The sequence below is a fragment of the Streptomyces luteosporeus genome (genome assembly GCF_039532865.1).
Taxonomy (GTDB): Bacteria; Actinomycetota; Actinomycetes; order Streptomycetales; family Streptomycetaceae; genus Streptomyces; species Streptomyces luteosporeus.
The window spans coordinates 121,937-145,635 of record NZ_BAAASL010000003.1 but is presented as its reverse complement, the minus strand read 5'-3'; the positions used below and the strand labels follow the sequence as shown (position 1 = coordinate 145,635).

Genomic DNA, 23,699 nt, shown 5'->3' with positions numbered 1-23,699 from the left:
TGTGATGTCAGGCCGCCGGGCCGACGAGCGCGGCGGCCTCGGTCAGCAGGCGGTCGGCGATCTCGTCGGCGTGCCGGTCCCGCCAGGCGTGCAGCGGCGTACCGGCCAGCCACCGGTTGCAGGCCCCGAGCGCCGGGCCGCAGGGCACCTGGTAGTCGGCGACGCGGCCGGCGGTGCCCTCGATCGCCCAGGTGCTCGCCTGCGTGCAGTACCAGCGGAAGACCAGCGCCATGCGCCGCTTGGGGTCCGCGGCCGCCTCGCCGCTGCGACCGAGGCGCGCGAAGACCTCGTCGAAGGAGGCGCCGAGGTAGTCGCGCTCCACCTTCGAGCGCACGGCGGCGGGCACCGCGTCCCAGGAGTCGTGGTTGCGCCACAGGTCGTGCAGCTTGCCGGCGCGGGCGTGGAAGAGGACGCCCTTGCGCAGGACGCGCGCCCGTCCGCCCAGTTCGAACAGCTCGCCGTAGGGGGCGAGGGCGGTGTCGTGCACGTCGGCTTCCTGCAGCAGGTCCTTGGCCGCGGCGCTCATCCCGCTCTCGGCCGTGCACAGGTTGACCGAGCCGGTCAGGACGAAGTCGGCGCCCAGCACGAAGCAGGCCGCGGCCGACTCGGGGGCGCCGATGCCGCCGCCGGCACCGATGCGCACGGCCTCGGCGACGCCCCCGAGCTCGGTGCGCAGCCGGCGCAGCGCCGGCAGCAGCGCCCACAGGGTGCCCAGGTCCGAGTGGTCGCCGCAGTCGCCGACCGCGCACACGTCGTCCGCCAGCGCGACGCGCTGCCCGGCCGCTGCCTCCTGCTCGGTCAGCAGCCCCTGGGACACCAGCTGCCGCACCAGGGCGGCGGGCGGGGGCGCCATGAAGAGCCGGGCGGCGTCCGGCCGGGTGACCTTGGCCAGGATCGTGCGGGGCACGTGCACGGTGCCGTCGGGGAGCACCCGGGCGCCGGTGAGGCGGTGGCGCACGAGGGCGGGGGTGACCTCCACGTGGGTGGCGGCCTCCACGCGCCGGACGTCGTGCCGGATCAGGACGTCCACCAGCTCGTCCTCGGCGCGCGGGTCGAAGGGGTCGTGCGTGACGCCGACCCCGAACGGCGCGCCGGTGCCGGCGCTCTCGCGGATCCGGCCGATGGCGGCGGCCACCTCGGCGGGGGCCAGGCCCGCGGCGCCGAAGTAGGACAGCAGGCCGGCCCGGGCCATCCGGGCGACCATGGCGACCGAGCTGATGCCGCGGCGCATGTTGCCGGCGGCGTACGCCAGGCGGACGCCGTGGTCCCGGCGGAAGGCCTCCGAGCCCAGCGACCCGGCGGTCGCACGGGGGCGGGCGGGCGGCTGCGCGGCGGCCGGGGGCTCCACCGGGGTCACGGCCGGGGCCGTCGGTGTCGCCGGTGTTGTCGGTGTCGCCGGTGTTGTCGCCGCAAGCGGGAGCGCCTCGGTGCGGATCCGGTCGACGAGTTTGGTCAGGACCTGGCCCGGGCCGAGCTCGCGCACCCGGAAGTCGCCGAGCCCCATCAGGTACCGGACGCTGTCGGTCCAGCGCACCGGGGAGGCGATCTGGCGGCGCAGGGTGGCGGCCACCTCGTCCGCCTCGTACGGCCGGGCGTGGACGTTGCTGATCACCGGGATCTTCGGGGCGGCGAAGTCGGTGGCGTCCAGCAGCCGCCCGAACTCCTCGGCGGCCGCGGCCATGTAGCGGCTGTGGAAGGGCGCGCTGACGTTCAGCGGCGCGCAGCGGGCGCCGGCCTCCTTCAGCAGGGGCAGGGCCCGGTTCACCGACTCCGCGGGGCCGGCGATCACCGTCTGGGTGGGGGCGTTGTAGTTGGCGATGTCGATGTCGTCGAGGCCGGCGTCGGTCAGGACCCGCTCGACGAGGGCGGCGTCGACGGCCGAGGCGGCGGCCATGGTGCCGCCGGTGACCTGTCCCATGAGCCGGCCGCGCTCGGCGACCAGGCGCAGGCCGGTCTCGAAGTCGAAGACGCCGGCGGCGAAGAGCGCGGCGAACTCGCCGAGGCTGTGGCCGAGGACGTAGTCCGGCAGCCGGCCGCCCTCGGCGAGGGTGGCCAGCCAGGTCAGGGACTCCACGACGTACAGCGCGGGCTGGGTGTAGCGGGTGTCGCGCAGTTTGCGGCCGGGGTCCTCGAGGCACAGCTCGCGCACGGAGTAGCCGAGCACGGCGTCGGCGCGGGCGACGAGGTCGGGGAAGCGGTCGAACACCTCCCGGCCCATGCCCTTGGCCTGGGCGCCCTGGCCGGGGAAGACGTGGACGTCGAGGGTCTTCCCGGCGGCGGCGGGACGGGCCTGCGTCGCCACGGGAGTGCTCACGGGGTTCACCTCGGTTCGGGGTGCGGGGGCGGCGAGGAGGGGGCGGGCGTCGAGCACGGCCCGGTAGAGCACCTCGTCGCGGGCGTACGGGGAGAGCAGCGGCAGCACCTTGGACCGGCTGCCGGGCGGCAGGGCGGCCCGCACCAGGTTGGCCATGGACCCGGAGGGGCCGAGGTCCAGGAAGAGCAGGTCGTCCCGCGCCAGCAGCGGGGCGAGGGCCTTGGTCAGGTCGAACGGTTCCCTGAGCACCTGCCACAGGTGGGCGGGGTCGGGTACGTGGACGGCCCGGCCGGTGGTGCCGGAGATGAGCGGGATCGTGGCGGGCCCGGTGGCCAGGTCCCCGATCAGGTCCTTGAACGCGCCTTCCACCGGGTCCATCAGGGGCGAGTGGAAGGGGAAGAGCACGGGCAGCCGCTGGCAGAGCGTGCCGGTGGCGACCAGGTGCCGTTCGATGCGGTCGAGCTCCTCGGCCTCGCCGGCCAGGACGAAGTTCTCCGGCGAGTTGACCGCGGCCACGTGGGCCCGGGCCAGGGCGGGGTCGCGCCGGGCCAGGCCGACGTCGGCGAGGACGGCGAGCATGCCCCCGCGGGGGCACTCGGCCTCGAACAGCTCGACCTGGCGCAGCAGGGAGCGCAGGCACGCGTGGGGGTCGACGACCCCGGCGACGGCCGCCGCGGCGACCTCGCCGAGGCTGGCGCCGAGCACGGCGCCGGGCTCGAACCCGTGTACCTCGAGCATGTGCGCCAGGGCATACTCGACCATGAAGATCGCCGGCTGGGTGACCGCGAAGCGCGTCATCGGGCGCTCGGGGCCGTGGCCGTCGCCGTGGATCGCCTCGATCACCGAGTCGCCGCGCACCTCACGGACGACGGCGTCGAGGGAGTCGAGGGTCTCGCGGAAGATGGGGTCGGCCTCGTAGAGCCACTTGCCCATCCCGTGGTACTGCGAGCCCTGGCCCGCGAACAGGAAGACGGGCGTGAGCATCAGGCGGCACGCAGGGCGGAGGCGAGGACCTTGTGCCCGGTGGGCAGCTGGGCCACGGACTCCACCGTGAAGCCGGCCTCCTCCAGGGCACGGCGCATGCCGGGCTCGTCCAGGCCGAGCGTGCCCTCGTCGCAGGCCACGGCCTGGAACATGGCCCGCCAGCCGTCGATGTCGTGCTCCACCAGCGGTTCCACCACGAGCAGCCGGGCGCCCTCGGCGCTGGTGGCCATGGCGGTGGCGACGGTGCGCAGGATGCGGACGCAGTTGTCGTACGTCCAGTCGTGCAGCACGTTCTTCAGCAGGTAGCGGTCGGCGCCGGCGGGCACCTCGGTGAAGAAGTCGCTGGGCGCGAAGGTGATGCGCTCCAGGACGCCCTCGTCCGTGACGCGGCCCAGTCCCTCGCGGCCGCGGGCGCAGACGCTGGCCCGGTCGGCCACGGTGCCGTGGATGCCGGGGTGGGCGGCGAGGATGCCCGGCAGCAGGCCGCCGCTGCCGCCGCCGACGTCGACGACGGTCTTGACGCCGCCGAAGTCGTGCTGTTCGACCAGGCAGTGGGCGACGGGCGTGGCGAGGTCGACCATGCCCTTGTCGAAGAGCTCGGCGGTCTCGGGGTTGTTCTCCAGGTAGGCGTACAGCGACTGCCCGAAGACCTCCTGGAAGCCGGACTTCCCGGTCTTGACGGTGTGCATCAGGCCGGCGAACGCGTCGTCGTAGAGTTCGGCGGCGAGGATGGCGAAGTGGCGCTGGGTGAAGGGGTGGTCGGCGCGCAGCGGCGCGTAGGCCTCGGTCAGCTTGAACTTCTCGCCGTCGCGCTCCAGCACGCCGGGCACGGTGAGCATCTGCAGCAGGCGGTGCAGGACCTCCGGGTCGCTGCCGGTGCGCTCGGCGAGTTCCTGCGACGACATCGAGCCGCCGTCGAGGATGTCCGCTATCTCCAGCCGGGCGGCGACCGCCAGTGCCCGGGCGAACCAGCCGCTGACGGCCAGCTTGAGGATTTCCATGGTGTGTCTGCCTTTCGGTCCCGTCACACGAGCCGGCGCAGCCGGTCGGCCAGCGCGGCGGGGGTCGGCGTCTCGAAGACGTCGGACAGCGCGAGCCGGACGCCGGTGATGCCCTTGATCCGCTGGGCGAGCGTGGCGGCCAGCAGCGAGTGTCCGCCGTTGGCGAAGAAGTGGGAGCCTGCGTCCAGGTCCGGCCGCTCCAGCAGTTCGCCGAAGAGGCCGACGAGGGTGGTGGTCAGGTCGTCGCCGGTGCCGGTGGCGCCGGAGCCGACGGCCGGGCCGCGCTGCCGGGCCGCCTGCTCGGCGAGGGCGAGGTAGTCGACCTTGTCGCTGCCGGTCCGGGGGAAGGCGTCCACCGCGAGGAACTGGTGGGGCACCACGGAGCGCGGCAGCTGCCGGTGCGCGTGGTCCCACAGCTCGTCGACGGCCTCGGGTCGCCCGGGCACCCGGACGAACGCGGCCAGGTAGCCGTCCCCGCCGGGGTCGCCGACCACCACCACGGCCGCGGCCTCGACGTCGGGGTGGTCGAGCAGGACCGCCTCGACCTCCGCGAGCTCGATGCGGTTGCCGCGCAGCTTGACCTGCCGGTCGACGCGGCCGAAGAGGTCGATGCGGCCGTCGGGCCGCCAGCAGGCGACGTCGCCGGAGCGGTGGAAGCGCCCGTACGCGGCGTGCTCGCCGAAACGTTCCTGCGTCAGCTCGGGCCGCTCGTGGTAGCCGGAGGCGACGCCGACGCCGGCGACGCACAGCTCGCCGCGCACTCCGACGGGCAGGGGCCTGCCGTGCGGGTCGGCAATGAAGATGCGCGTGTTGGCGACGGGCGAGCCGACGTCCACGCGGCCGCCGCGGTCGGCGCTCATGCGTCCGGCGGTCGCCCAGATCGTGCTCTCGGTGGGGCCGTAGACGTTCCACAGCTCGGCGCCGGCGGCCAGCAGCGTGTCGGCCAGTTCGGCGGGCAGGGGCTCGCCGCCGGTGAGGATGGTGCGGCCGGCCAGCACCTCGCCCGCCTCGCGGGCGACCAGCCGCCAGGTGGTCGGGGTCGCCTGCAGCAGGCCGATGTCGTGGGCGGTGACCGCGGCCGCCAGCAGGGCGCCGTCGGTGCGCGCCTCGTCCGGCAGGACGACGGTGTGCCCGCCGTGGAGCAGCGGCATCATCAGTTCGAGCGAGGAGGTGTCGAAGCTGTAGGTGCTGAGCCAGCCGGTGGGGCGCGCCGAGCCGGCCACACCGAACCGGTCGGCGTAGTCGACGATGTGGTTGACCAGGCTGTGGTGCCGGATGGGGATGCCCTTGGGCTTGCCGGTCGAGCCGGAGGTGTAGATCACGTAGGCGAGGTCGTCGGGCCCGGCCGCCGCCGCTGCGGCGGTGTCCACCGGCACCTCGGGCACGGCCTGCCAGTCGGCGGCCGGGACGCTCGTGCGTGCCCCGGGGGCCTCGATGCCCGGGCCGGTGATGACGACCTTGGCGCCGGCGTCGTCGAGCTGGTACGCCAGCCGCTCCGCGGGGTGGTTGGGGTCCAGGGGAAGGTAGGCGGCGCCCGCCAGCCAGGTGCCGAACACCGAGGCGGCCAGTGCCGCCCCGCGCGGCAGCAGCAGGGCGACGACGTCGCCGCGCTGCACACCGGCCGCGCTCAGCCGGGCGGCGGTGTCGGCGGCGGCGGACCACAGCGTGCCGTACGTCATCGTGGCCTCGCCGTCGCGGACGGCGGGGGCGGCGGGGTGCGCGGCGGCGCGGCGGGCGAATCCGGCCAGGACCGAGGGGCGCTCGATCGTGCGGTCGGTCGCGTTGGCCGCGTCGATGACGGCGTGGTCCTGCGGCGACCAGAAGGGCAGCGAGGCGACGGGGGCGTCCACCGCCTCCCCCACCGCGACCAGCAGGGCGTCGTAGCGGCGGACCATCAGCTCGACGTCGGAGCGCTCCAGCACGCCCGTGTAGAACACGGCGCGCACGGTGGCCGCCTCGCGGCTGGCGGAGACGAAGAACTCGAGGTCGAACTGGCTGTAGCCGTTCTCGACGACGACGAGTTCGGCGTCGTGGCCGGCGACGGGGAAGGTGCGCTGGTCCTCGGCGAAGGGCACGTAGTTGAAGACGTGCTTGAAGAGGGTGTTGCGCCAGGTGGAGCCGTCGCGCTCGACCATGTCGAGGACGTCGTCGGTGGGCACGTCCTTGTGCGCCATGGCCTCCATGAACGTCCGCCGGGTCAGGGCGGCCAGGTCGCGGAAGCTCGCGTCCCGGTCGAGCAGCAGGCGCAGGGTGACGAGGTTGCTGTGGTAGCCGACCGCCTCGACGGCCTCGCGGGGCCGGGTGTTGACCGGCGAGCCGACGGTCAGGTCGGGGCCGGCGCCGTGGGCGGCGAGCAGGACGGCGTAGGCGGCGAGCAGGACGACGGACTCGGGCGCCCGCAGCTCGCGCTGGAGGCGGCGCACGACCGCGTGGGCCTCGGGAGTCAGGGTGTGGGTGACCTCGTCGCCCTTGAGGGTGGTCACCGGCTGATCGCGCTGCTCGCACCACAGTTCGAGACCGGAGGAGCGGAAACCGGCCATCTTCTCGCGCCAGTACTGCCGGCTCTCGTCGGACGCCTCCGGCTCGTGCCAGGCGGGCACCTCGGCGGGCACCGGGTGCTCGCCGGCGAGCACCGCCTCGTACAGGGAGACGAAGGCGGCCTGCAGGATCGCGGTCGACTGGACGTCGGAGACGGCGTGGTGCAGGGCCAGGCACAGCACGTCCGCGTCGGGGCCGTGCAGCAGCAGCGCCCGCACGAGGGGGCTGCCGTCCGTGGTGAAGGGCCTGGCCACGAAGGCCGTCAGCAGGGCCCGTTCGCCTTCCTCGTCCTGCTGGTGCTCCGCCTCCTCCAGGGCGACGGCGAGCGTCGGCGCGACGGACCGGGCCAGGCCCGCCTCGTCGCGGTGGTAGACGGTGCGCAGCACCTCGAAGCGCTCGACCAGCAGCTGGACGGCCTTGGCGGTGGCGGCGGCGTCCAGGCGGCCGTGCACCCGGATCGCGAGCGAGAGGTTGTTCGCGCCGCTGTCCGGGACGAGCTCGTCGAGCAGCCAGAGGGTGCTCTCCTTGCGGGACGGGCGGACGTGGCCGGCCGGCAGGTCGGCCCTCACGCGCCGGCCTCCGGACGGCCGGCCAGCACGGCGGCGACCGCGTCGGCGACCGCGGGCGTGCGCAGCAGGTCGCGGTGCTCGACCTCGAAGCGCCGCTCATCGGCCACCTCGACGGGGGCGATGCCCGGCGTGGTGCGCATCCGGTTCAGGCCGCTGCGCTCGCTGGCGGAGGTGATCACCGTGGCCCGCTGCCAGCCGGGGCGCGGGTCGAGGCCGGCGGCGGTGGCGAGGTAGGACATGAACGAGCCGACCAGCGTCACCAGTTCCCCGGCGTAGTCCTCGTCCAGCCCGGCCCGGCGCAGGGCCGCGGTGCCGATGGGCCGGAAGGCCGCGTAGAGACCTGCCGCGAAGTCGACGGGCGCGATGCCGGGCTTCGCGGCGAGCTGCTCGGCGGTGCCGGACAGCTCGGCGATCTCCTCCGGCGTCAGGACGGTGGTCATGTTGCCGATGACGCGTCCGAACTGCAGGTGGACGGTCGGCACGTCGACGAGCTCGGGGTCGAAGACGACCACGAGGGGGGCGGTCCCCTGGCGCTCGGCGATCTTCTGCGCGAGGACGCCCGCGAACACCGAACCCGCGCAGTAGCCCAGCACCGCGCGGACCGTGCGCCCGCTGGCGGCCACCTCCGACAGCCAGGGCTCCAGGTACTCCTCGCCCAGGGCGTCGGTCTCGGGGTTGCGGACGGGGGCGACGGTCTGCCACAGGGCGCAGTCGAGGTGCAGCCCTGGCGCCAGTTCGGCGAACCCGCCCTCGTTCCGGCCCGTCACCGGGAAATCGGCGGCGAGCACAATGTCGGTGTCGGCTCCCGCGTCGAGCACGACATTCCAGACGGTGGGGCTGGGCATGGGAATTCCCCCGATATCGAAAAGCCAACGACTGAAACCAGCGACTGATAGGCCAATTCCTCGACCTTGTCCGGTCGGGCCAGGCTGGATCCTAGGGCGGCCGAATCCGACCTGTCTACAGCTGTCGATCAAGGTCGGAGGCCCGGTCAACGCCCCTGGTCAGTGCGGCGAGTTCGCGCCAGGCCGATAGATTTCAGTCACACCCGGGAGGAGTTTCGGACGCTCCGTCACCAAGTTTTGGTCGTTTTGCCCACCGGCCGGAACGGCGTCGTGCGCACCTTCCGGCACCCTTGAGAAACTCCCGAATGTCCGCTTTTGCGGTGTGACGGTCCGCATACGAAAAAACGCACGGCGCCGACCCGGCCCGGGAGCGCACCGGCACCACGGGGCCGCCCCGACTCACCGGCGGCGGACCGGCGGGAATTGTTGACCCGTCACCTAAGGTTGAGTGATCCATTCGGCAGTACGCCGTCGAGGCGCCTCGGGCAGGGGGACAGATCGTGGCAGCGGATCGTGGGGCCGCACCGGAGGCCGGCGCGGCGGAGGCGGCCGTCCAGGAGCAACGGCTCCGGCGGGACCTCGGGTTCTGGGCGCTCACGGCGATCGGGTTCTCCAACATCGTGGGATCCGGCTGGCTGTTCGCCGCGATGTACGCGGCCCGCACGGCCGGCCCGGCGTCCCTGCTGACCTGGGTGGGCGCCGGCGTGCTGTGCGGCCTGGTCGCCCTGGTGATGATCGAGCTCGGTGCCTCCCGGCCCGAGGGCGGCGGCACCGTGCGCTGGCCGCTGTACGCCTCGGGCCGCCTGGTCGGCACGCTGGTGGGCTGGTCGGTCCTGCTGTCGGTGGGCGGCACCGCGGCCGAGATCAGCGCGATCATGCAGTACGCCGACCACTACCTGCCGGACCTCTACCACGGCCACGTGCTCACGCCGCTGGGCCTCGCCCTGGCCGTGGGCCTCAGCCTCCTGCTGACCGTCCTGAACTGGTTCGCGGTGCGCACGTTCGCCCGGCTGAACAACCTGGTCTCGGTCTTCAAAATAGCCGTCCCGGTGATCACGGTCGTCGCCCTGTTCGCCTCCGGCTGGCACTCCGGCCGCCTGACCGACCACGGGGGATTCGCCCCGTACGGCTACGCCGCCTGCCTCTCGGCCCTCGCCGGCGGCGGCATCGTCTACTCGGTCAACGGCTTCCAGGCGGCCCTCGACTTCTCGGGCGAGACCCGCAACCCCCGCCGCACCATTCCGGCCTCCGTGCTCACGGGCATCGGCCTGGCGCTGGTGATGTACCTGGCGCTGCAGTTCGCCTTCCTCTTCACCGTGCCCGACGGTCTGCTCGGCCACGGCTGGAAGGGCGTCGACTTCGAGTCGCCCTTCGGCCAGCTGGCCCTGATCCTCAACCTGCACTGGCTCTCCAGCCTGCTCTACGCAGACGCGGTGCTCTCCCCCGGCGGTTCGGCGTACGTCGGCGTGGCGCTCAACGCCCGCCACACCTACGCGCTGGCCAAGAACCGCACGCTGCCCCGCGCCCTCATGCAGGTGGACCCCCGTTCGGGCATCCCGCACCGGGCGCTGGCGCTGAACTTCGCCGTGATCGTGGTCTTCCTGCTGCCGTTCGGGGGGTGGCAGCGCATCGTCAGCATCATGGGCGACATGTATCTGCTGATCTACGCGGCCTCGGCGGTGGCGGTCGCCGTCTTCCGCGCCGACCCGGGCACCCGCATGGCCGGCTGGGTGCCGGGCCTGCGCTGGATCGCCCCGCTGAGCTTCGTGGTGTCGAGCGAGTTCGTGTACTGGTCGGGCTGGCACGACCTGCGCCTCGCGCTGCCCGTCGTCCTGGCCGGCCTGGTGCTGTACGCCGGGATGCGGCGCTCCGCCGACGACGGGCCGCTGGCCGGCGAACTGCGCGACGGCGCCTGGCTGCTGTGCTACCTGTCGGGGCTGACGCTGCTGTCCTGGCTGGGCACGTTCAAGGGCTCGGGCCGGCTGCCCGCCCCCTACGACTCCCTGACCGTCGCCCTGTTCGCCCTGGCCGTCTTCTTCTGGGCGGTCCGCTCGGGAGTGCGCCACCGGGCGACGGCCCCGCGGGAGGCCGCCCGCTGACCCGTCAACCCTTCAGCCCTTCAGCCCTTCAGCCCGTAGAAGTGCACCGGCGAGTTCGGCCGGAAACCGATACGGGGGTACACCGGTGCCCCCGCCGCGGTGGCGTGCAGGGTGGCCCGGGTCAGGCCGGTGGCCCGCGCCCCTTCGTACAGGGCCTTGCGCGTCACCGCCTCCCCGTACCCCCGGCGCTCCCACTCCGGGGCCGTGGCGACGAGCACGACGAACAGGCGGCCCTCGGCCTCCACGGTGCCGGCGCACGTCACCGGCACACCGTCGCGCAGGCCCAGGTAGGCGTGCACGTCGTTCTTCCACAGCGTGGACCCGAGGAGCCCGTCGCGGCCGTCCTCCAGCGGGAACCCGTAGGCGCGGGAGTTGAGGTCCGCGTACGCCCGCAGGTGCTCGTCGGTGCTCACGCGGACGAACGTCAGCTCGGGGTGGGACGGCTCGGGGAGGGGGAGGATGTCCCCGGCCATGCCGGTGCCGGGGAAGGCGTACTCCAGGCCCGCCCGCTCGGCGGCCGCCCGCACCCCGGCACGCGCCTGTTCGCCGAGGAGGTCCTCGAAGAGCCACACGAACCCGGGGTGCTCCTTCGCGCGCATGATCTCCGCCGCCAGTCCCAGGCGCTGCTCGACGAGCGCCGGCTGCGCATCGACCTCGGTGAGCGTGATGCAGTTCCAGAAGGCGAACCGGCAGTCGGCCCAGCGGACGGCGAGGCCCGGCAGGTCCCGCACGTCGGCACCGGCATCGCGGTCGAGCACCATCGCCCGCCACACGACGGCGAGTTGCTCCATCGATTCGATCGACTCGCTGCGGTCCGCCACGGGAACCTCCTGAGGGGTGGAGTGCCAGGAGGGCCCATTCAAGCCCCGGCCCCCGCCCGGCCGCTACGTCCCGGGCCAGGGACCGGCCAGGCGGGCCGCGCACTCCAGCATCAGGGCGTGCACGAAGGCCTGCGGCAGATTGCCGCGCAACTGCCGCTGGGCGACGTCGTACTCCTCCGAGTACAGCCCGGGCGGCCCGCAGGCGGCACGGTTGCGCTCGAACCAGCGGAACGCGGCCACCTCCCGCCCCTGCTGGTGCTCGGCCAGCGCGGTGACGAACCCGCACAGCAGGAAGGCGCCCTCGCTCCTCTCCAGGGGCTGGTCGCCGTGCCGGAAACGGTAGGCGAAGTGGTCCTCGGTGAGCTCCTCGACGTACGCGCGCAGCGTGGCCTGCGTCCGGGGGTCGTCGGCGGGGACGGCGCCGCGCAGCGGAGGCAGCAGCAGGGCGCCGTCCAGGCCGGGGTCCTCGGGGGAACGCTGCCAGCGCCCGGACGGGTGCAGGCAGCGGGCGGCGGCGTCCGCGACCAGGCGGTCGGCCAGCGCGCTCCACTCGGCCGTACGCCCGCCGGGCGCGCCGGCGGCCGCGACGCACCGCAGGCCGGCGGCGCACGCCAGCCGGCTGTGCGCCCACAGCCGCGGACGCAGTTCCCACACGCCGGAGTCCGGCTCGTCGCGGCGGCGGGCGATGGTCTGCGCGGCGACGACCGCCGCCCGCCAGCCGTCGGCGTCCAGCCGGTCGTGGCGCGCCGCGGTGCCCAGCAGGAGCAGGGCCTCGCCGAACGCGTCGAGCTGGAACTGCCCGCTGACCTTGTTGCCGACCCGGTCGAACCCTCCGGGGTAGCCCGACAGGTCCAGTTCGCGCTCGTCGGGGATCGTGCGCCCGTCGACGGTGTAGGCGGGGGCCATGCGGGGCCCGTCCTCGTGCAGGCGGGCCGCGACGAACCGTACGGCGTCGTCCAGCAGCACCGTGTCCCCGGCGGCGGCGGCCGCCTGGGCCGCGTAGCACTGGTCGCGGATCCACACGTAGCGGTAGTCGTAGTTGCGGCCCTCCTCCGCACGCTCCGGCAGGCTCGTCGTCGCGGAGGCGACCATGCCGCCCGAGGCCGCCGTCAGCCCGCGCAGGACCGTGTACGCCCGGCGGGCGTCGGTCCGGGCGACCGTGCCGCCGAGCTGCGGCACCGCCGCGTGCCACGCCTCCTCGGTGGCCCGCCACATGGCGCCGGGGTCGGGGGGCCGCCCGGTCAGGGACCGGTCACTGATCTCCAGGACCAGGTCGTGGAAGTCGCCCGCCCCGACCGTCAGCTCCATCCCCACCCGGCGCCCCCGGGGATCCACCGGCCGCGGCACGGCAGCGCATCCCGACCAGCGCACCGCGAGGGGCCCGGCCCGCCCGGACCACACCCCGTCGGCCTCGCGGGAGAACCCCCGCAACGGATACCGGCCGAAGCCCGCGCACGGTTCGAGGACCACGGACATCCGCGCGGCGTTGTGCACGGCCACGATGCGCCGCAGCAGCACGGCGCGGTGCGGGTCACCGGGGAAGGCGAGGGCCTCGCGGCACTCGACGATGCCGTCGTCGGTGACCCAGCGGCTGCGCCAGATGAGCGTCCCGTCCTCGTAGTACCCGCCCCACACGCACCGCTGCACGGGCGTGACCACGTACACGCCCGTACCGCCGACCAGGGTCGAGAAGACCGCGTCCGAGTCCCACCGGGGGGCGCACATCCACGCGTACTCCCCCCGGGGCCCGACGAGGACCCCCCGCTCACCGTCGGCCAGCAGCGCGTACTGCCGCAACGGGTGAGGCGCGAGAGTGCCTCCGCCGAGCTCGGGATCGGACGAGGTCCTGGTCATCGTCACTCTTCAGCCGACGTGCCGTCCGGGCGCGGGGCGCCGCGGGAGGATGCCGGTGAGATCACTAACCACCGGCCCCACCCCGCAAACCGCCCCTGCGGCGTCCAGGGCGTGTCCGGCGGATCATGCAGCGCCCCGTCAGGGGCGCTGGGAACTGCGCGACAAGCCACAGAGCGCCCGCAGACGGGGTGGTGCGTCGGCTGCGGGCCGTCGCTGGCCGATCGCGCCCACGCGGCCCCACCCCGCAAACCGCCCCTGCGGGGCCTACGCCTTGCGGAGCCGGTCGATGATGCCGTTGATGTCGTCGCGGAAGAACTGGGTGCGGAAGTAGTGGCCGCCCGTGTCCTCGTGGGCCTCGTACGGGATGCCCGCGCGGTCCAGCAGGCCGCGGAACTCGCGCTGGCCGGCCAGGACCTGGGTCTCGTTGGCCCGGTCGAACAGGTTGACCGGGTCGGGGCTGGTGCCCGCGACCATGAAGATGCGCTTGTTGCGGTAGCTCTCGATGCGCTCGACCGGGTTGTCGGCGGTGACCCGGGCCTGGTCCCAGAACGGCACGCCGTACACCGTGCCGCCGCCGAGGTCCAGGGCGGAGGTGACGTTCGCCCAGTGCACGACGAGGCCGCCGTCGCGGCGCAGGCTGGCCGGGCCGGAGTAGGAGCTCACCGAGGCGAAGTGGCCGTAGTACTTGGCCGTGTACTTCAGCGCGCCGAAGCCGCCCATCGAGAAGCCGCCGATGGCCCGGCCGTCGTACTCGGCGTACGTGCGGAAGTTCGCGTCGATCCAGGGGATCAGCTGGTTGATGTGGAAGTTCTCCCAGTTGCGCGGGCCGACGTTGGAGTGGACCGGGTTGGAGTACCAGCCGGTGCGCCCGCCGTCGGGCATCACGACGATGATCGGCTTGCCGGCGGTCAGCTCACGGATCCCGGCGCGGTCGAACTCGATGAAGTCGCCCCCGCCGCCGTGCAGCATGTACAGGACGGGGTAGGTGCGGCCGCTGGTGTGGTAGTCGTCGGGCAGCAGCACGTTGACGGCCGGCTTCCAGCCGATCTCGGCGGTCTGGAAGCGGTAGTACCACATGCGGGGGTCGCCCTCGCCGCGCTCGACGACGCGCAGCCCGAAGCCGTCGCCGACGGCGTGGGCCGCCGACGCGCCCGCGAGGACGCCTCCGCCGGCCACCGCCACCGCCGCGGACAGGCCCCCGACGGCCTTGAGGATGCCGCGGCGCGTGGGTCGGTACTCGCTCAAGATGACCTCCTGATGGTGAACAAACTCCGTTGCCGGTGGCCCGGGTCCCGGGTGGAAACAGGCCCGCACCGTAATCGCGGGCGGCCGCGGGACGGCATCCGGAACGATCCGGAGTGACCGCCCGCGGGGGCTGCCGGTAGAAAGGCCCCCGGGGCGGTACGCCGGAGACCGCCTCAGCGCGACGGCGTGGAGCCGGGGCGCGGGCAGGCCGGGACGGCGGGGTGGTCCTTCGTGCGCACCGCGGGCAGCCAGGCGGTGGCCGGGCGGGATCCGGCGGGCAGGCGGATGCGGAACCACTCGGCGGACCACGTGCCGCCTTCGTCGACGATGGGCACGCCCTGGGCCAGCCGGCAGTCGACGGCGAGGACGTCGCCGTGCCACACGCGGGTCGGTACGACGTTGTCGGTGGTGTAGTTCCGGTGGGGGTCGATCGCCAGTCCGAGGCTGCAGTCGGGGACGCGGTCGGTGCGCTCCCGGCAGCCGCGCTCCTCGTTGAACACCCGGATCCGGTCCGCGCCCGGCGTTTCGGGACCGGCTCCGCGCTCGGCGTACGCCCAGCTCGCCACGGCCACGGCGCACACCGAGGCGGCCACGGCCGCGATCCGCACGCCCTTGCGCCGGGGCCGGGACGGCGGCGGGCCGGCGGGGTGCGATCCGGGCTGCGGTCCCGGCTGCTGTCCGGGCTGGGGTCGTCCCTCCTCGGCCGGCCGGCGGCCGATGCGCGCCAGCAGGTTCTCGGCGGTGTGCGGGGCGCGCGCGGCGTGGGTCGGGGCCAGGCAGTCGCTGATCAGCGCGCGCCAGAAGGGCGGGACCGCGGTGTCGATGCGCAGCGGGGTGCGTCCTTCGGCGTACTCCTGCACCGCCGCGGCGCGCGAGACCGGCGTGGCGCCGGGGAACGGCGTCGCACCGGAGGCGAACACCTGGTGGATCAGGATGCCCAGGGCCCAGATGTCGGCGCTGGGCCGCACCCGGACGCCGTGCTCGCCCAGCGGGGCCTTCCAGCGTTCGGGCGGGAGGTAGTCGAAGGTGCCCATCGGGGGTGCGTAGCCGTGGGTTCCTTGAGTGGCCGTCAGCTCGGTGGCGAGCCCGAAGTCCGAGAGCCTGACCGAACCGTCGGCCATCAGCAGGACGTTGTCCGGTTTGAGGTCGCCGTGCACCCAGCCGCTGCGGTGCAGGTGGGCCAGGCCCTCGCAGATCTCGGTGACGAGCCGGGCGCCCTCGGACGGGCCGATGCCGGCGGCGAGCCGGTCGCGCAGGCTGCCGGCCGCGCGCTCCATGACCAGGACGATCGCGCCGTCCAGGTGAGCGTCGCCGGGCCGGTCGAGCGTGAAGGAGTCCAGGAAGCGGACGAGCCGCGGGTGGCGGGCGCGGGCGGCGAGCTCGACCTCGCGCCGGGCGGCCTCCGCGACGGCGCGGGCCTGGCGCGGTGCCAGTCCCTCGGTGGACAGGATCTTGAGCGCGACGTCCGCGACGTCCGCCTGTTCGCCGGAGGTCTGCGCGCTCCCGCCGGCCGGGCGCCCGGCGTGGACCGTCGCCCAGCCGCCCGTCCCGATCGGTGCGCCGACCTCCCAGTCGCCCAGGCGGCAGCCGGCTGTGAGCCCTCCCACGGCCGTCACCGTCCGCCGGCCGTCGTCCCTCATCCGGCCGTCCCCCGCGCCGTTCTGCCGGCACCCGGCCGGGGTGGCAGCAGGGCCAGGTGTTCCTCGCGTACGAGGCCGAAGCGCAGGGCGACCCCGACGATCGCCTCCCTCTTGCCGTTGCGGCGGGCTCCCCGGCCGGAGTCGCCGCCGGCCGGCGGGCCGACGCGGATCTTCTCCTCGGCCAGGTAGTCGATGTGCGAGCTGACGGCCCGGGCCGTCAGCCGGTCGCAGGCGGCGTGTCCGCGCAGCCGCTCGACGATCTGCGGGGTCGTCGGCACCGCGACGGGCGACTCGTCGCGCAGGCGCGGTTCGCACAGGGCGACGAGGACGAGGAAGTACGTGGCGGTCTCGTCCAGCGAGTACGCGGTGAGCGTGCGCGTCCCCCACGGGCCGCCCGCGGCGTCGGGGTCGAGGTAGACGTGGTCGGGCGCGAAGACCTGGAAGGCGACCGCGTTCTCGCGGGTGGGCAGCACGACCCGGGAGAACTCGAAGGGGATGGGCGCCCCGGCCCGGCGCGGCGGCACCCTCAGGTACTCCCCCGCCCCTTCCGGGTTCTCCACCAGGTAGCTCTGGGTCGTGCTGAAGTTGCTGAGCTGCCAGTGGTCGTCGGTCACCCGGATCTCGCCCGCGAGGCGGGAGATCGCCTCGTCGACGAGGCGCAGCTCGACGGGCACGGTCGCCGATCCCCGCCCGAACCGCGCCACCTCCCCCGGTCCGAGCCGCAGCGTCACCCCGTCCCCGCCGCGGCCGGCCTCCGTGGGATCACCGCTCCCCCGTGGCAGATGAACCACAATCCCGCTCACTGACCTCTCCCCACCCCCCGTCAGCCGTACTTACGCAGACCGAACACTACCCAAAACGTCACGAGAAGTGCTGGGCTTGTGCTCGGCCTGTGCGCTGACCGCACGCAGGGCGAACAGCAAGGGGATCCGCGGTTCCTCGTCCGGCAGGCGCCACCAGAGCCCGCCGGCCGGGACCATGGCCTCGAAGCGCTTCCACGGGAGCAGCTCCGTCTCCCGCAGCAGCTCGATGCGCAGGCCGGCGCCGACGAGCGCGGTGACGACGTCGCCCAGTCCGTGCCGCCACTCGAAGCAGGTGGTCGCGCCTTCCAGGGGCGGCCCGTCCGTGTACGTGTGCGGCGCGTCCTTCCTGATCGCGCCGCGGCCGGCCAGGTAGTCGGCCGTGAGTTCGAGCGTCTGCCGCCGGGGGTCCGGGGCCGGGCCCAGGGCGTTCAGGAGCGGGTGGAATTCGACCAGGTACAGCATGCCGCCGGGACGCAGGAGCGCGCGGACGACATCCGCCCATGCCCGCAGGTCCGGCAGGTAGCACAGGGCACCCTTGCCGGTGTAGATCACGTCGAATCGCCGTCCGCGCAGGGCGTCGACGGCGTCGTGGACGTCGGCCTGCACGAACTCGACGTCCACCCCGGCCTCGCGCGCGATGCGCCGGGCCTGCGCCACCGACTCCCCGGAGAAGTCCAGACCCACGGTGCGCGCCGCGCCGCGCCGGGCGAACGCGTGCGTGTCGGTGCCCAGGTGACACTGCAGGTGCAGCACGTCGCGGCCGCGGAGGTCGCCGAGGTCCTCCCATTCGAAGGGCGCGAACCAGTCCTCGGCGGACCGGGAGCCGTCCAGCCCGTAGAAGGCGCTCGCCGCGTGCACGGGGGCACGGGCGTCCCAGTTCTCCTGATTCGTACGGAGCATCCGGCGGGTGCTGGGGCGTTCCTGATCCGGGCGCTGGTGATCCGGGCACTGCTGATCCGGGTGATGCTGATCCGGGCTTTCCTGATCCGTCGTCACCCGGCCGATCCTTCCCACCCGGCGGCCGTCCCGCCAGTACCGGGTCGGTCTCAGAAGGCCGGGGCGCTCGTCCGGACGGGTGCGACCGAGCGGTCGCCGAAGGCGGTCCACGGGCTCCAGCCGCCACCGGGCGCCGCCTGGACGCGGGTGAGCATCCGGCCCTCCGGGGTGACGGCGAGGACGTGGATCCGTCCGGTGGCGTCGATCACCGCCGTGGGCGTGGCGGCGAGCCGGACGCCGGACGCGCCGAAGTCGCCACCGGTGTCCCAGGCCCCGCCGGGCGCGACCTGCCGGAGGTGGGTGAGCGGCGCCCCGCCGGGCGGCAGGGCGAAGGCGTCCAGCCTGCCGTCGGCGTCGGGGACGAGCGCCGGGGCCGCGTCCGTCCAGCCGGACAGCGGCCGCCAGTCGTCCCAGCCGCCGCTGGGCACCGACTGGCGCCGGTGGAAGGTCGCCAGGCCGGACGGGGCCGTGGCGAGGACGGTGAGCCGGCCGCTGCCGTCACGTGCCACGCGCGGCGCGGTGCCGGCCGCGGTACCGAAGGGACTCCACTGCCCCCAGCCGCCGTTCGGCGCCTCCTGCCACCGGTGGAAGATGCCCGCGCCACCGGGCGCGAGGGCGAAGACCTCCAGCCGGCCGTCGGCGTTGGCGGCGACGACGGGCGGTGCACCCACGGGCCCGCCGAAGCCCGCCTCCCACTCCTCCCACGCTGGCGATCCGGGCGCCTGCTGCCGTCGCCGGGCGAGGGATGCGCCGCCCGGGGCCGGGGCGAAGACCTCCAGCCGGCCGTCGGCGTTGCGGGCGACGGCCGGGGCGGCGCCCGCCGGGCCGCCGAACCGCTCCCAGTCGGCCCAGCCGCCGTCCGGACGCTGCACCCGGTGGTCCAGCGCGGCACCGCCCGGGGCGAGGGAGAACACCTCCAGCCGGCCGTCGGCGTTGCGGCCGAGGGCGGGGACCGCTCCGGCCGGCCCGCCGAACGCCTCCCACGGCGACCAGGTGTCGGACTGCGGGTCGAGCTGGACGCGCCGCAGCATCGAACGGTCGCCCGCGTCCAGGGCGAACACGTTCAGCCGGCCGTCGACGTCCAGTGCGGCGGCCGGGTTGTCCGGGCTCTGCCAGGGCGGTGGGACGTCCCGCCACTCCAGCGGGGCCACGTACAGCCCCTGGTGGAACCAGCCCGCGGCCGTCGCGTACCACTGCCCTCCGGCGGTGACCACCTCGACGGCGTGCCCCGGCACATGGCCCGCGTAGCCGTCCAGGACGAAGTGGAAAGGGTCCCGGGAGGCGAGCACGTCGGTGCCGTCGTAGCCGTTGCGCGGCCCGATGAACAGGTAGTACCAGCCGTCCCGTTCGACGACGAAGGGCGACTCGGTGACCGACACCGTCGCGGCGGTGCTCGCGTCGGTGAAGGCGACGCCCGGCTCGCTCCAGTGGACCAGGTCGTCGGAGCGCCGGAAGGCGACCACGTGCCGGCCGTCCTGGGAGAGCTCGGTGTAGTACATGACCCAGCGGCCGCCGATCCGCACCACCATCGGGTCGCGTGCCGCGCGCCCCCGGAAGAGCGGGCCGCTCGGCACGCGGGTCCAGGTGAACAGGTCGGTCGAGGTGGCGAGGTTGATCGCGGCCCCGTTGCGGCCCCCCGCCGCGTAGAACATCCAGTACGTGCCGCCCGCCTCGACGACGTGCGGCGCCCAGAGGTGTTCCTCCCCGAAGTAGGCCCGGTCGACGGTCAGCGCGTCGGCGTGCGGGGTCCACGGGCCGGTGGGGTGCGGCGCGGAGGCGTGGGCGAAGGAGATCTCGGCCGCGCTGTCGGGGGACTGGCCGGCAGGCGCCGCCGCGCCGACGATGCCGAACAGGTGCCAGCGGCCCGCCGCCTCGATCAGCGTGTGGTCGTTGAGGTAGCGCCGCTCACCGGCGGTGGAGGGGTCGTGGACGTGGGTGAAGGGCCCCGCGCCGACCCACCGGTGGGGCGGGGGCGGCGCGGCGGCGGCGGACACGGTGCCGCCGGTGCTCAGCAGGGCCGGCGCGAGCGCCGCGGCGGAGGCCTGGAGCAGGCGGCGTCTGCTGATCGGATGCACGGTTCCTCCGGGTGGGGTGCGGCGGCCGGCCGGGCCTCGTCGCCCGGCCGGCCGCGGGGGCGGGTCAGGGGATGGGCGGACCGGAGGTGCTGTTGACCCAGGCCCACTCGGACCAGGTGCTGAAACCGGTCTGCCACTTGTGGTGGACCCCGTCCCGGCTGGTGCCGAAGACCTCGATCCGGCCGTCGGCGTTCGTCGCGGCAGCGATGTCGGTGCCGCCGGTGCCGAAGGCGTCCCAGTCGACGTACGCGGCGTTGACACCCTTCTGCCAAATGTGCTGGGCGGTATCACCGTTGATGGCGAAGACCTCCACGCGCCCGTCCGGGCTGCGGTCGCTGGAGAGCCGGGCATTCGCCGGACCGCGCGTCGGCTCCCAGCCGGACCAGCTCGTCGGACTCGTCTGGTACCGGTGGAAGACGCCCACCGGGCCGGAGGCGAAGACCTCCAGGCGACCGTCCGCATTGTGGTCGACGGTCACGTCGTGACCGCCACCCCCGAAGTCCTCCCACGGCGACCAGCCACCATTGACAGCGGTCTGGTACTGGTGCTGGAAGACGCTCCCGTTGAGCGCGAACACCTCAAGACGCCCGTCGGACGACTTCTCCATCTTCACCCGGCTGCCGGCGGGGCCACCGCCCGACGGCTCCCAGTTCGACCAGCCGCTGTTCGGAGCGTTCTGGTACCGGTGGAAGACCCCGGTCGGGCCCGAGGCGAAGACCTCGATCCGGCCGTCGGCATTGACGCCCGCGGTGATGCTGCTGCCGCCGGTGCCGAAGTCCTCCCAGCCCGACCAGGCACCGGACGGAGCAAGCTGATAGCGGTGTTTGGCCACGTCGCCGTTGATCGCAAACGCCTCCAGACGGCCATCGGCGTTCGGCGCGATGGCCAGCTGCGCGTTGCCGGGGCCGCCCAGCTTCTCCCACTCCGACCAACCACCGTTGACCTGCGACTGCCAGGCGTGATGCACACCGTCGGCCCCGGCCGCGAACACCTCCAGACGACCATCGGCCGAACGCGCCGAGACCACCCGCCCCGACTCCACCGGATACACCAACGGCGCCGGCCCGGTGCCGGGACTTCCCAGGCGCGCCACCGCGGCGCGTGCCTCGCCCATGTGCCGCAGGTGATGTCCCATCACGTACGTGGACCAGGGCTCCCAGTTCCGCCCCTCGTTGGATATGCGGTAGGCCGCGTTCGCATTGCACTGGGGATCGTAGGCGCAGGCGTCGTCGACTTCTTTGTGCCAGTAGTTGTTGATCTGCCACAGGCCGCGGTCGGTCGACGGCGGGGTGTTGTTCGTCGTGTTGGACGCGGACGGGTTGCAGCTGGACTCGGCCAGTGCGACGGCGACGGCGAGTTCCAGGGCCTGGCCGCGCCAGCCGGCGTTGTAGCCGACCTGGGCGCACAGGTCGCTCGGGTCGGCCTGCGCCGGTGAGGCACCGCCGATCAGGCCCGCCGCCACGAGCAGCGAAGCGAGCACCGAGGGAACGATGCGTCGGAAACCGCGTCTCCGGACGTGCTGCATTCTTGTCACCTGCTGCCCCTTCGGGTGGTCGGTCACGGGACGGAAGGACCGGAGGTGCTGTTGACCCAGGTCCATTCGGACCAGGTGCTGAAACCGGTCTGCCACTTGTGGTGGACTCCCTCCCGGCTGGTGCCGAAGACCTCGATCCGGCCGTCGGCGTTCGTCGCGGCGGTGACGTCGGTGCCGCCGGTGCCGAAGGTGTCCCAGTCGCTGTAGGAGGCGTTCAGCCCCTGCTGCCAGATGTGCATGGCGACGTCACCGTTGATGGCGAAGACCTCGACGCGCCCGTCGGCGGTACGGTCGCTGGTGAGCCGGGAGTTGGCGGGGCCGCGCACCGGCTCCCACCCCGACCAGCTGCTGGGGCCGGTCTGATAGCGGTGGAAGACGCCCACCGGGCCGGAGGCGAAGACCTCCAGGCGACCGTCCGCATTGTGGTCGACGGTCACGTCATGGCCACCGCCACCGAAGTCCTCCCACTGCGACCAGCCACCATTGACCGAAGTCTGGTACTGGTGCTGGAAGACGCTCCCGTTGAGCGCGAACACCTCAAGACGCCCGTCGGACGACTTCTCCATCTTCACCCGGCTCCCGCCCGGACCACCGCCCGACGGCTCCCAGTTCGACCAGCCACCGTTGGGCGCCGTCTGGTACCGGTGAAAGACGCCGGTCGGGCCCGAGGCGAACACCTCGATCCGGCCGTCGGCATTGACGCCCGCGGTGATGCTGCTGCCGCCGGTGCCGAAGTCCTCCCAGCCCGACCAGGCGCCCGACGGAGCAAGCTGATAGCGGTGCTGGGCCACGTCACCGTTGATCGCAAACGCCTCCAGACGGCCATCGGCGTTCGGCGCGATGGCCAGCTGCGCGTTCCTGGGACCGCCCAGCTTCTCCCACTCCGACCAACCACCGTTCACCTGCGACTGCCAGGCATGATGCACACCGTCGGCCCCGGCCGCGAACACCTCCAGACGACCATCGGCCGACCGCGCCGAGACCACCCGCCCCGACTCCACCGGATACACCAACGGCGCCGGCCCGGGCCGCCGGCCCGGCGTGCACGGTACGGTCACGCCGCGGTCCGCGAGGTAGGGAATCGGGTCGATGCCGTGACTCATGCTGGTGTCACGCCGCACCCGCAGATGGAGGTGGGGGCCGCTGGCCTCGCCCTCGGCCCCCATGAGCGCGATGCGTTGGCCTGCCGTCACCCGCTCCCCGACGGCGACGTCCCTTTGGTACATGTGCCCGTACTCGGTCACCGTTCCGTCGGGGTGCAGGATGCGGATCCACTGGCCGTAGCCCTGGGCGGGGCCGGAGTTGATGACCTCCCCGTCGCCCACGGCGTAGATCGGAGTACCGAGGGCGTTGGCGATGTCGATGCCGTCGTGATCGCGGGCTCCGCCGTAGGCGTCGGAGATGAAGCCGGACGTCGGGCACGACGCGGCGAAGCCGGCGAACCGCGGTGCGGCGGAGGCCGGTGAGGTGGTCACCAGCGACGGCAGAACGGCGAACGTCGCCGCGAGAACGAGGCGCAGCGCGCCTGTGCGAAGACCGTGGAGCACGTGGCGTTCCTCCCCCCTCGGGGGCACATCGGGTCGGACGGGTGGGCCAGCGGCACGGTAGCCACGGCCGGCCGGCGACGACATCCGGAACGCTACGGACTGACAACACCCCGGGGCCCGGGATAACGCCGGTGATCGGCGTGGCGGCCGGCAGCAAGGGCGGGCCGAGCCGGCCGGAGCACTGCGGTCACCCGCCGGACCTTGCTCACGACCGGCCGCGCCGGTACCGCGTTGCGGTGCCGTACGGCGCGGCCCGGCAGCGGCCGGCCGGTGGGTCAGTCGTTCAGGACGGTGTTGCCGGTGACCGTGTCGCCGGCTCCGTCGATGGTCACCGCGTGCCGGACGCCGTCGGCGCCCTGGACCACGACCCGCCAGCCCCGGCCGCCGCCCTGCTCGGCGACCGGCCGCAGCGACTCCACCTTGCCGCCGGGCACCGCCGACGAGGCCTTGGCCATCGCGTCGGCCGCGCTGGTCGACGGCAGCGGTGCCGGCGCCGCGTGGCCGGCCCGCCCGTCGCCCCGGCGGCCCTCGTGTCCGCCCCGGCCCTCGCGTCCGTCCCGGTCGTCCTGCCATCCCCGGTCGTCCGCGGCCGTCCTGCGGTCGTGACCGTGGCCGTGGCCCTCCTCGCCCTCGTGGTGATGGTGGGCCACCGCTGCTGCCGCGCCGCCGCCGATCACCAGCACGGCCGCCCCCGCCGCGACCCAGCGCGCCGACCGGCCGCGCACCCACCGGCCGGCACGGCCCGCGCCCGTACGCGTCCTGCCCGTGCCCGCGGCCTTCGGCTCTTCCTGCGGCACCGTTCCACCCGTTCCTATGGGCTCGCTCATGGCACAC

Annotated in this window: 15 protein-coding genes; 1 reads left to right on the top strand and 14 read right to left on the bottom strand. The window is 73.9% G+C overall.

Annotated elements, in window-relative coordinates; genetic code table 11:
* Positions 1–7: 7 nt before the first annotated feature.
* From fabD to ABD361_RS04770, 4 genes are read right to left on the bottom strand one after another with little or no spacing between them, the layout of a single operon-like run.
* Positions 8–3,298, bottom strand: coding sequence for an ACP S-malonyltransferase (gene fabD, locus ABD361_RS04785; protein ID WP_344433420.1), 3,291 nt, complete (start codon positions 3,296–3,298; stop codon positions 8–10).
* The gene (locus ABD361_RS04780; RefSeq protein ID WP_344433419.1) at positions 3,298–4,299 is read right to left on the bottom strand and encodes a methyltransferase; all 1,002 of its coding nucleotides are present in this window, start codon (positions 4,297–4,299) and stop codon (positions 3,298–3,300) included. The genes fabD and ABD361_RS04780 overlap by 1 nt, the downstream gene beginning before the upstream one ends.
* Positions 4,300–4,322: 23 nt before the next feature.
* The gene (locus ABD361_RS04775) at positions 4,323–7,406 is read right to left on the bottom strand and encodes a non-ribosomal peptide synthetase (protein ID WP_344433418.1); all 3,084 of its coding nucleotides are present in this window, start codon (positions 7,404–7,406) and stop codon (positions 4,323–4,325) included.
* Positions 7,403–8,251: a hypothetical protein gene (locus ABD361_RS04770; RefSeq protein ID WP_344433417.1), complete on the bottom strand. Its 849-nt coding sequence runs from the start codon at positions 8,249–8,251 to the stop codon at positions 7,403–7,405. The genes ABD361_RS04775 and ABD361_RS04770 overlap by 4 nt, the downstream gene beginning before the upstream one ends.
* Positions 8,252–8,751: 500 nt before the next feature.
* Between ABD361_RS04770 and ABD361_RS04765 the strand changes: the two genes are divergently transcribed.
* Positions 8,752–10,350 (top strand): APC family permease, encoded by a 1,599-nt coding sequence (locus ABD361_RS04765; protein ID WP_344433416.1) that lies wholly within the window; start codon positions 8,752–8,754, stop codon positions 10,348–10,350.
* A gap of 20 nt (positions 10,351–10,370) precedes the next feature.
* Here ABD361_RS04765 and ABD361_RS04760 read toward each other — a convergent pair whose 3' ends face one another.
* From ABD361_RS04760 to ABD361_RS04715, 10 genes are all read right to left on the bottom strand, one after another.
* Positions 10,371–11,171: a GNAT family N-acetyltransferase gene (locus ABD361_RS04760; RefSeq protein ID WP_344433415.1), complete on the bottom strand. Its 801-nt coding sequence runs from the start codon at positions 11,169–11,171 to the stop codon at positions 10,371–10,373.
* A gap of 63 nt (positions 11,172–11,234) precedes the next feature.
* A complete protein-coding gene (locus tag ABD361_RS04755) occupies positions 11,235–13,025 on the bottom strand; it encodes a glycoside hydrolase family 15 protein (RefSeq protein ID WP_344433413.1) in 1,791 nt (596 codons plus the stop codon).
* 264 nt (positions 13,026–13,289) lie between these two features.
* The gene (locus ABD361_RS04750; RefSeq protein WP_344433412.1) at positions 13,290–14,270 is read right to left on the bottom strand and encodes an alpha/beta hydrolase; all 981 of its coding nucleotides are present in this window, start codon (positions 14,268–14,270) and stop codon (positions 13,290–13,292) included.
* 173 nt (positions 14,271–14,443) lie between these two features.
* A complete protein-coding gene (locus ABD361_RS04745; protein WP_344433411.1) occupies positions 14,444–15,877 on the bottom strand; it encodes a serine/threonine-protein kinase in 1,434 nt (477 codons plus the stop codon).
* A gap of 29 nt (positions 15,878–15,906) precedes the next feature.
* Positions 15,907–16,713 (bottom strand): serine/threonine protein kinase, encoded by an 807-nt coding sequence (locus ABD361_RS04740; RefSeq protein ID WP_344433410.1) that lies wholly within the window; start codon positions 16,711–16,713, stop codon positions 15,907–15,909.
* A gap of 30 nt (positions 16,714–16,743) precedes the next feature.
* Complete coding sequence (locus ABD361_RS04735) at positions 16,744–17,613, bottom strand: class I SAM-dependent methyltransferase (RefSeq protein ID WP_344433409.1); 870 nt, start codon at positions 17,611–17,613, stop codon at positions 16,744–16,746.
* Between the two features lie 146 nt (positions 17,614–17,759).
* Positions 17,760–19,784, bottom strand: coding sequence for a DUF8189 domain-containing protein (locus ABD361_RS04730; RefSeq protein WP_344433408.1), 2,025 nt, complete (start codon positions 19,782–19,784; stop codon positions 17,760–17,762).
* A 64-nt stretch (positions 19,785–19,848) separates the two neighbouring features.
* Positions 19,849–21,309, bottom strand: coding sequence for a DUF8189 domain-containing protein (locus ABD361_RS04725; RefSeq protein WP_344433407.1), 1,461 nt, complete (start codon positions 21,307–21,309; stop codon positions 19,849–19,851).
* Positions 21,310–21,341: 32 nt separating this feature from the next.
* Positions 21,342–22,865, bottom strand: a complete 1,524-nt coding sequence (locus tag ABD361_RS04720) for a DUF8189 domain-containing protein (RefSeq protein WP_344433405.1) — start codon at positions 22,863–22,865, stop codon at positions 21,342–21,344.
* A gap of 275 nt (positions 22,866–23,140) precedes the next feature.
* Entirely contained in the window at positions 23,141–23,692 is a 552-nt protein-coding gene (locus tag ABD361_RS04715) for a hypothetical protein (protein WP_344433404.1), read from the bottom strand.
* Between the last annotated feature and the right edge of the window lie 7 nt (positions 23,693–23,699).

Coding starts and splice junctions, on each gene's coding strand:
- fabD (WP_344433420.1), bottom strand. CDS start 3,298: ATGCTCACGCCCGTCTTCCTGTTCGCGGGCCAGGGCTCGCAGTACCAC.
- ABD361_RS04780 (WP_344433419.1), bottom strand. CDS start 4,299: ATGGAAATCCTCAAGCTGGCCGTCAGCGGCTGGTTCGCCCGGGCACTG.
- ABD361_RS04770 (WP_344433417.1), bottom strand. CDS start 8,251: ATGCCCAGCCCCACCGTCTGGAATGTCGTGCTCGACGCGGGAGCCGAC.
- ABD361_RS04755 (WP_344433413.1), bottom strand. CDS start 13,025: ATGACCAGGACCTCGTCCGATCCCGAGCTCGGCGGAGGCACTCTCGCG.
- ABD361_RS04735 (WP_344433409.1), bottom strand. CDS start 17,613: ATGCTCCGTACGAATCAGGAGAACTGGGACGCCCGTGCCCCCGTGCAC.
- ABD361_RS04725 (WP_344433407.1), bottom strand. CDS start 21,309: ATGCAGCACGTCCGGAGACGCGGTTTCCGACGCATCGTTCCCTCGGTG.
- ABD361_RS04715 (WP_344433404.1), bottom strand. CDS start 23,692: ATGAGCGAGCCCATAGGAACGGGTGGAACGGTGCCGCAGGAAGAGCCG.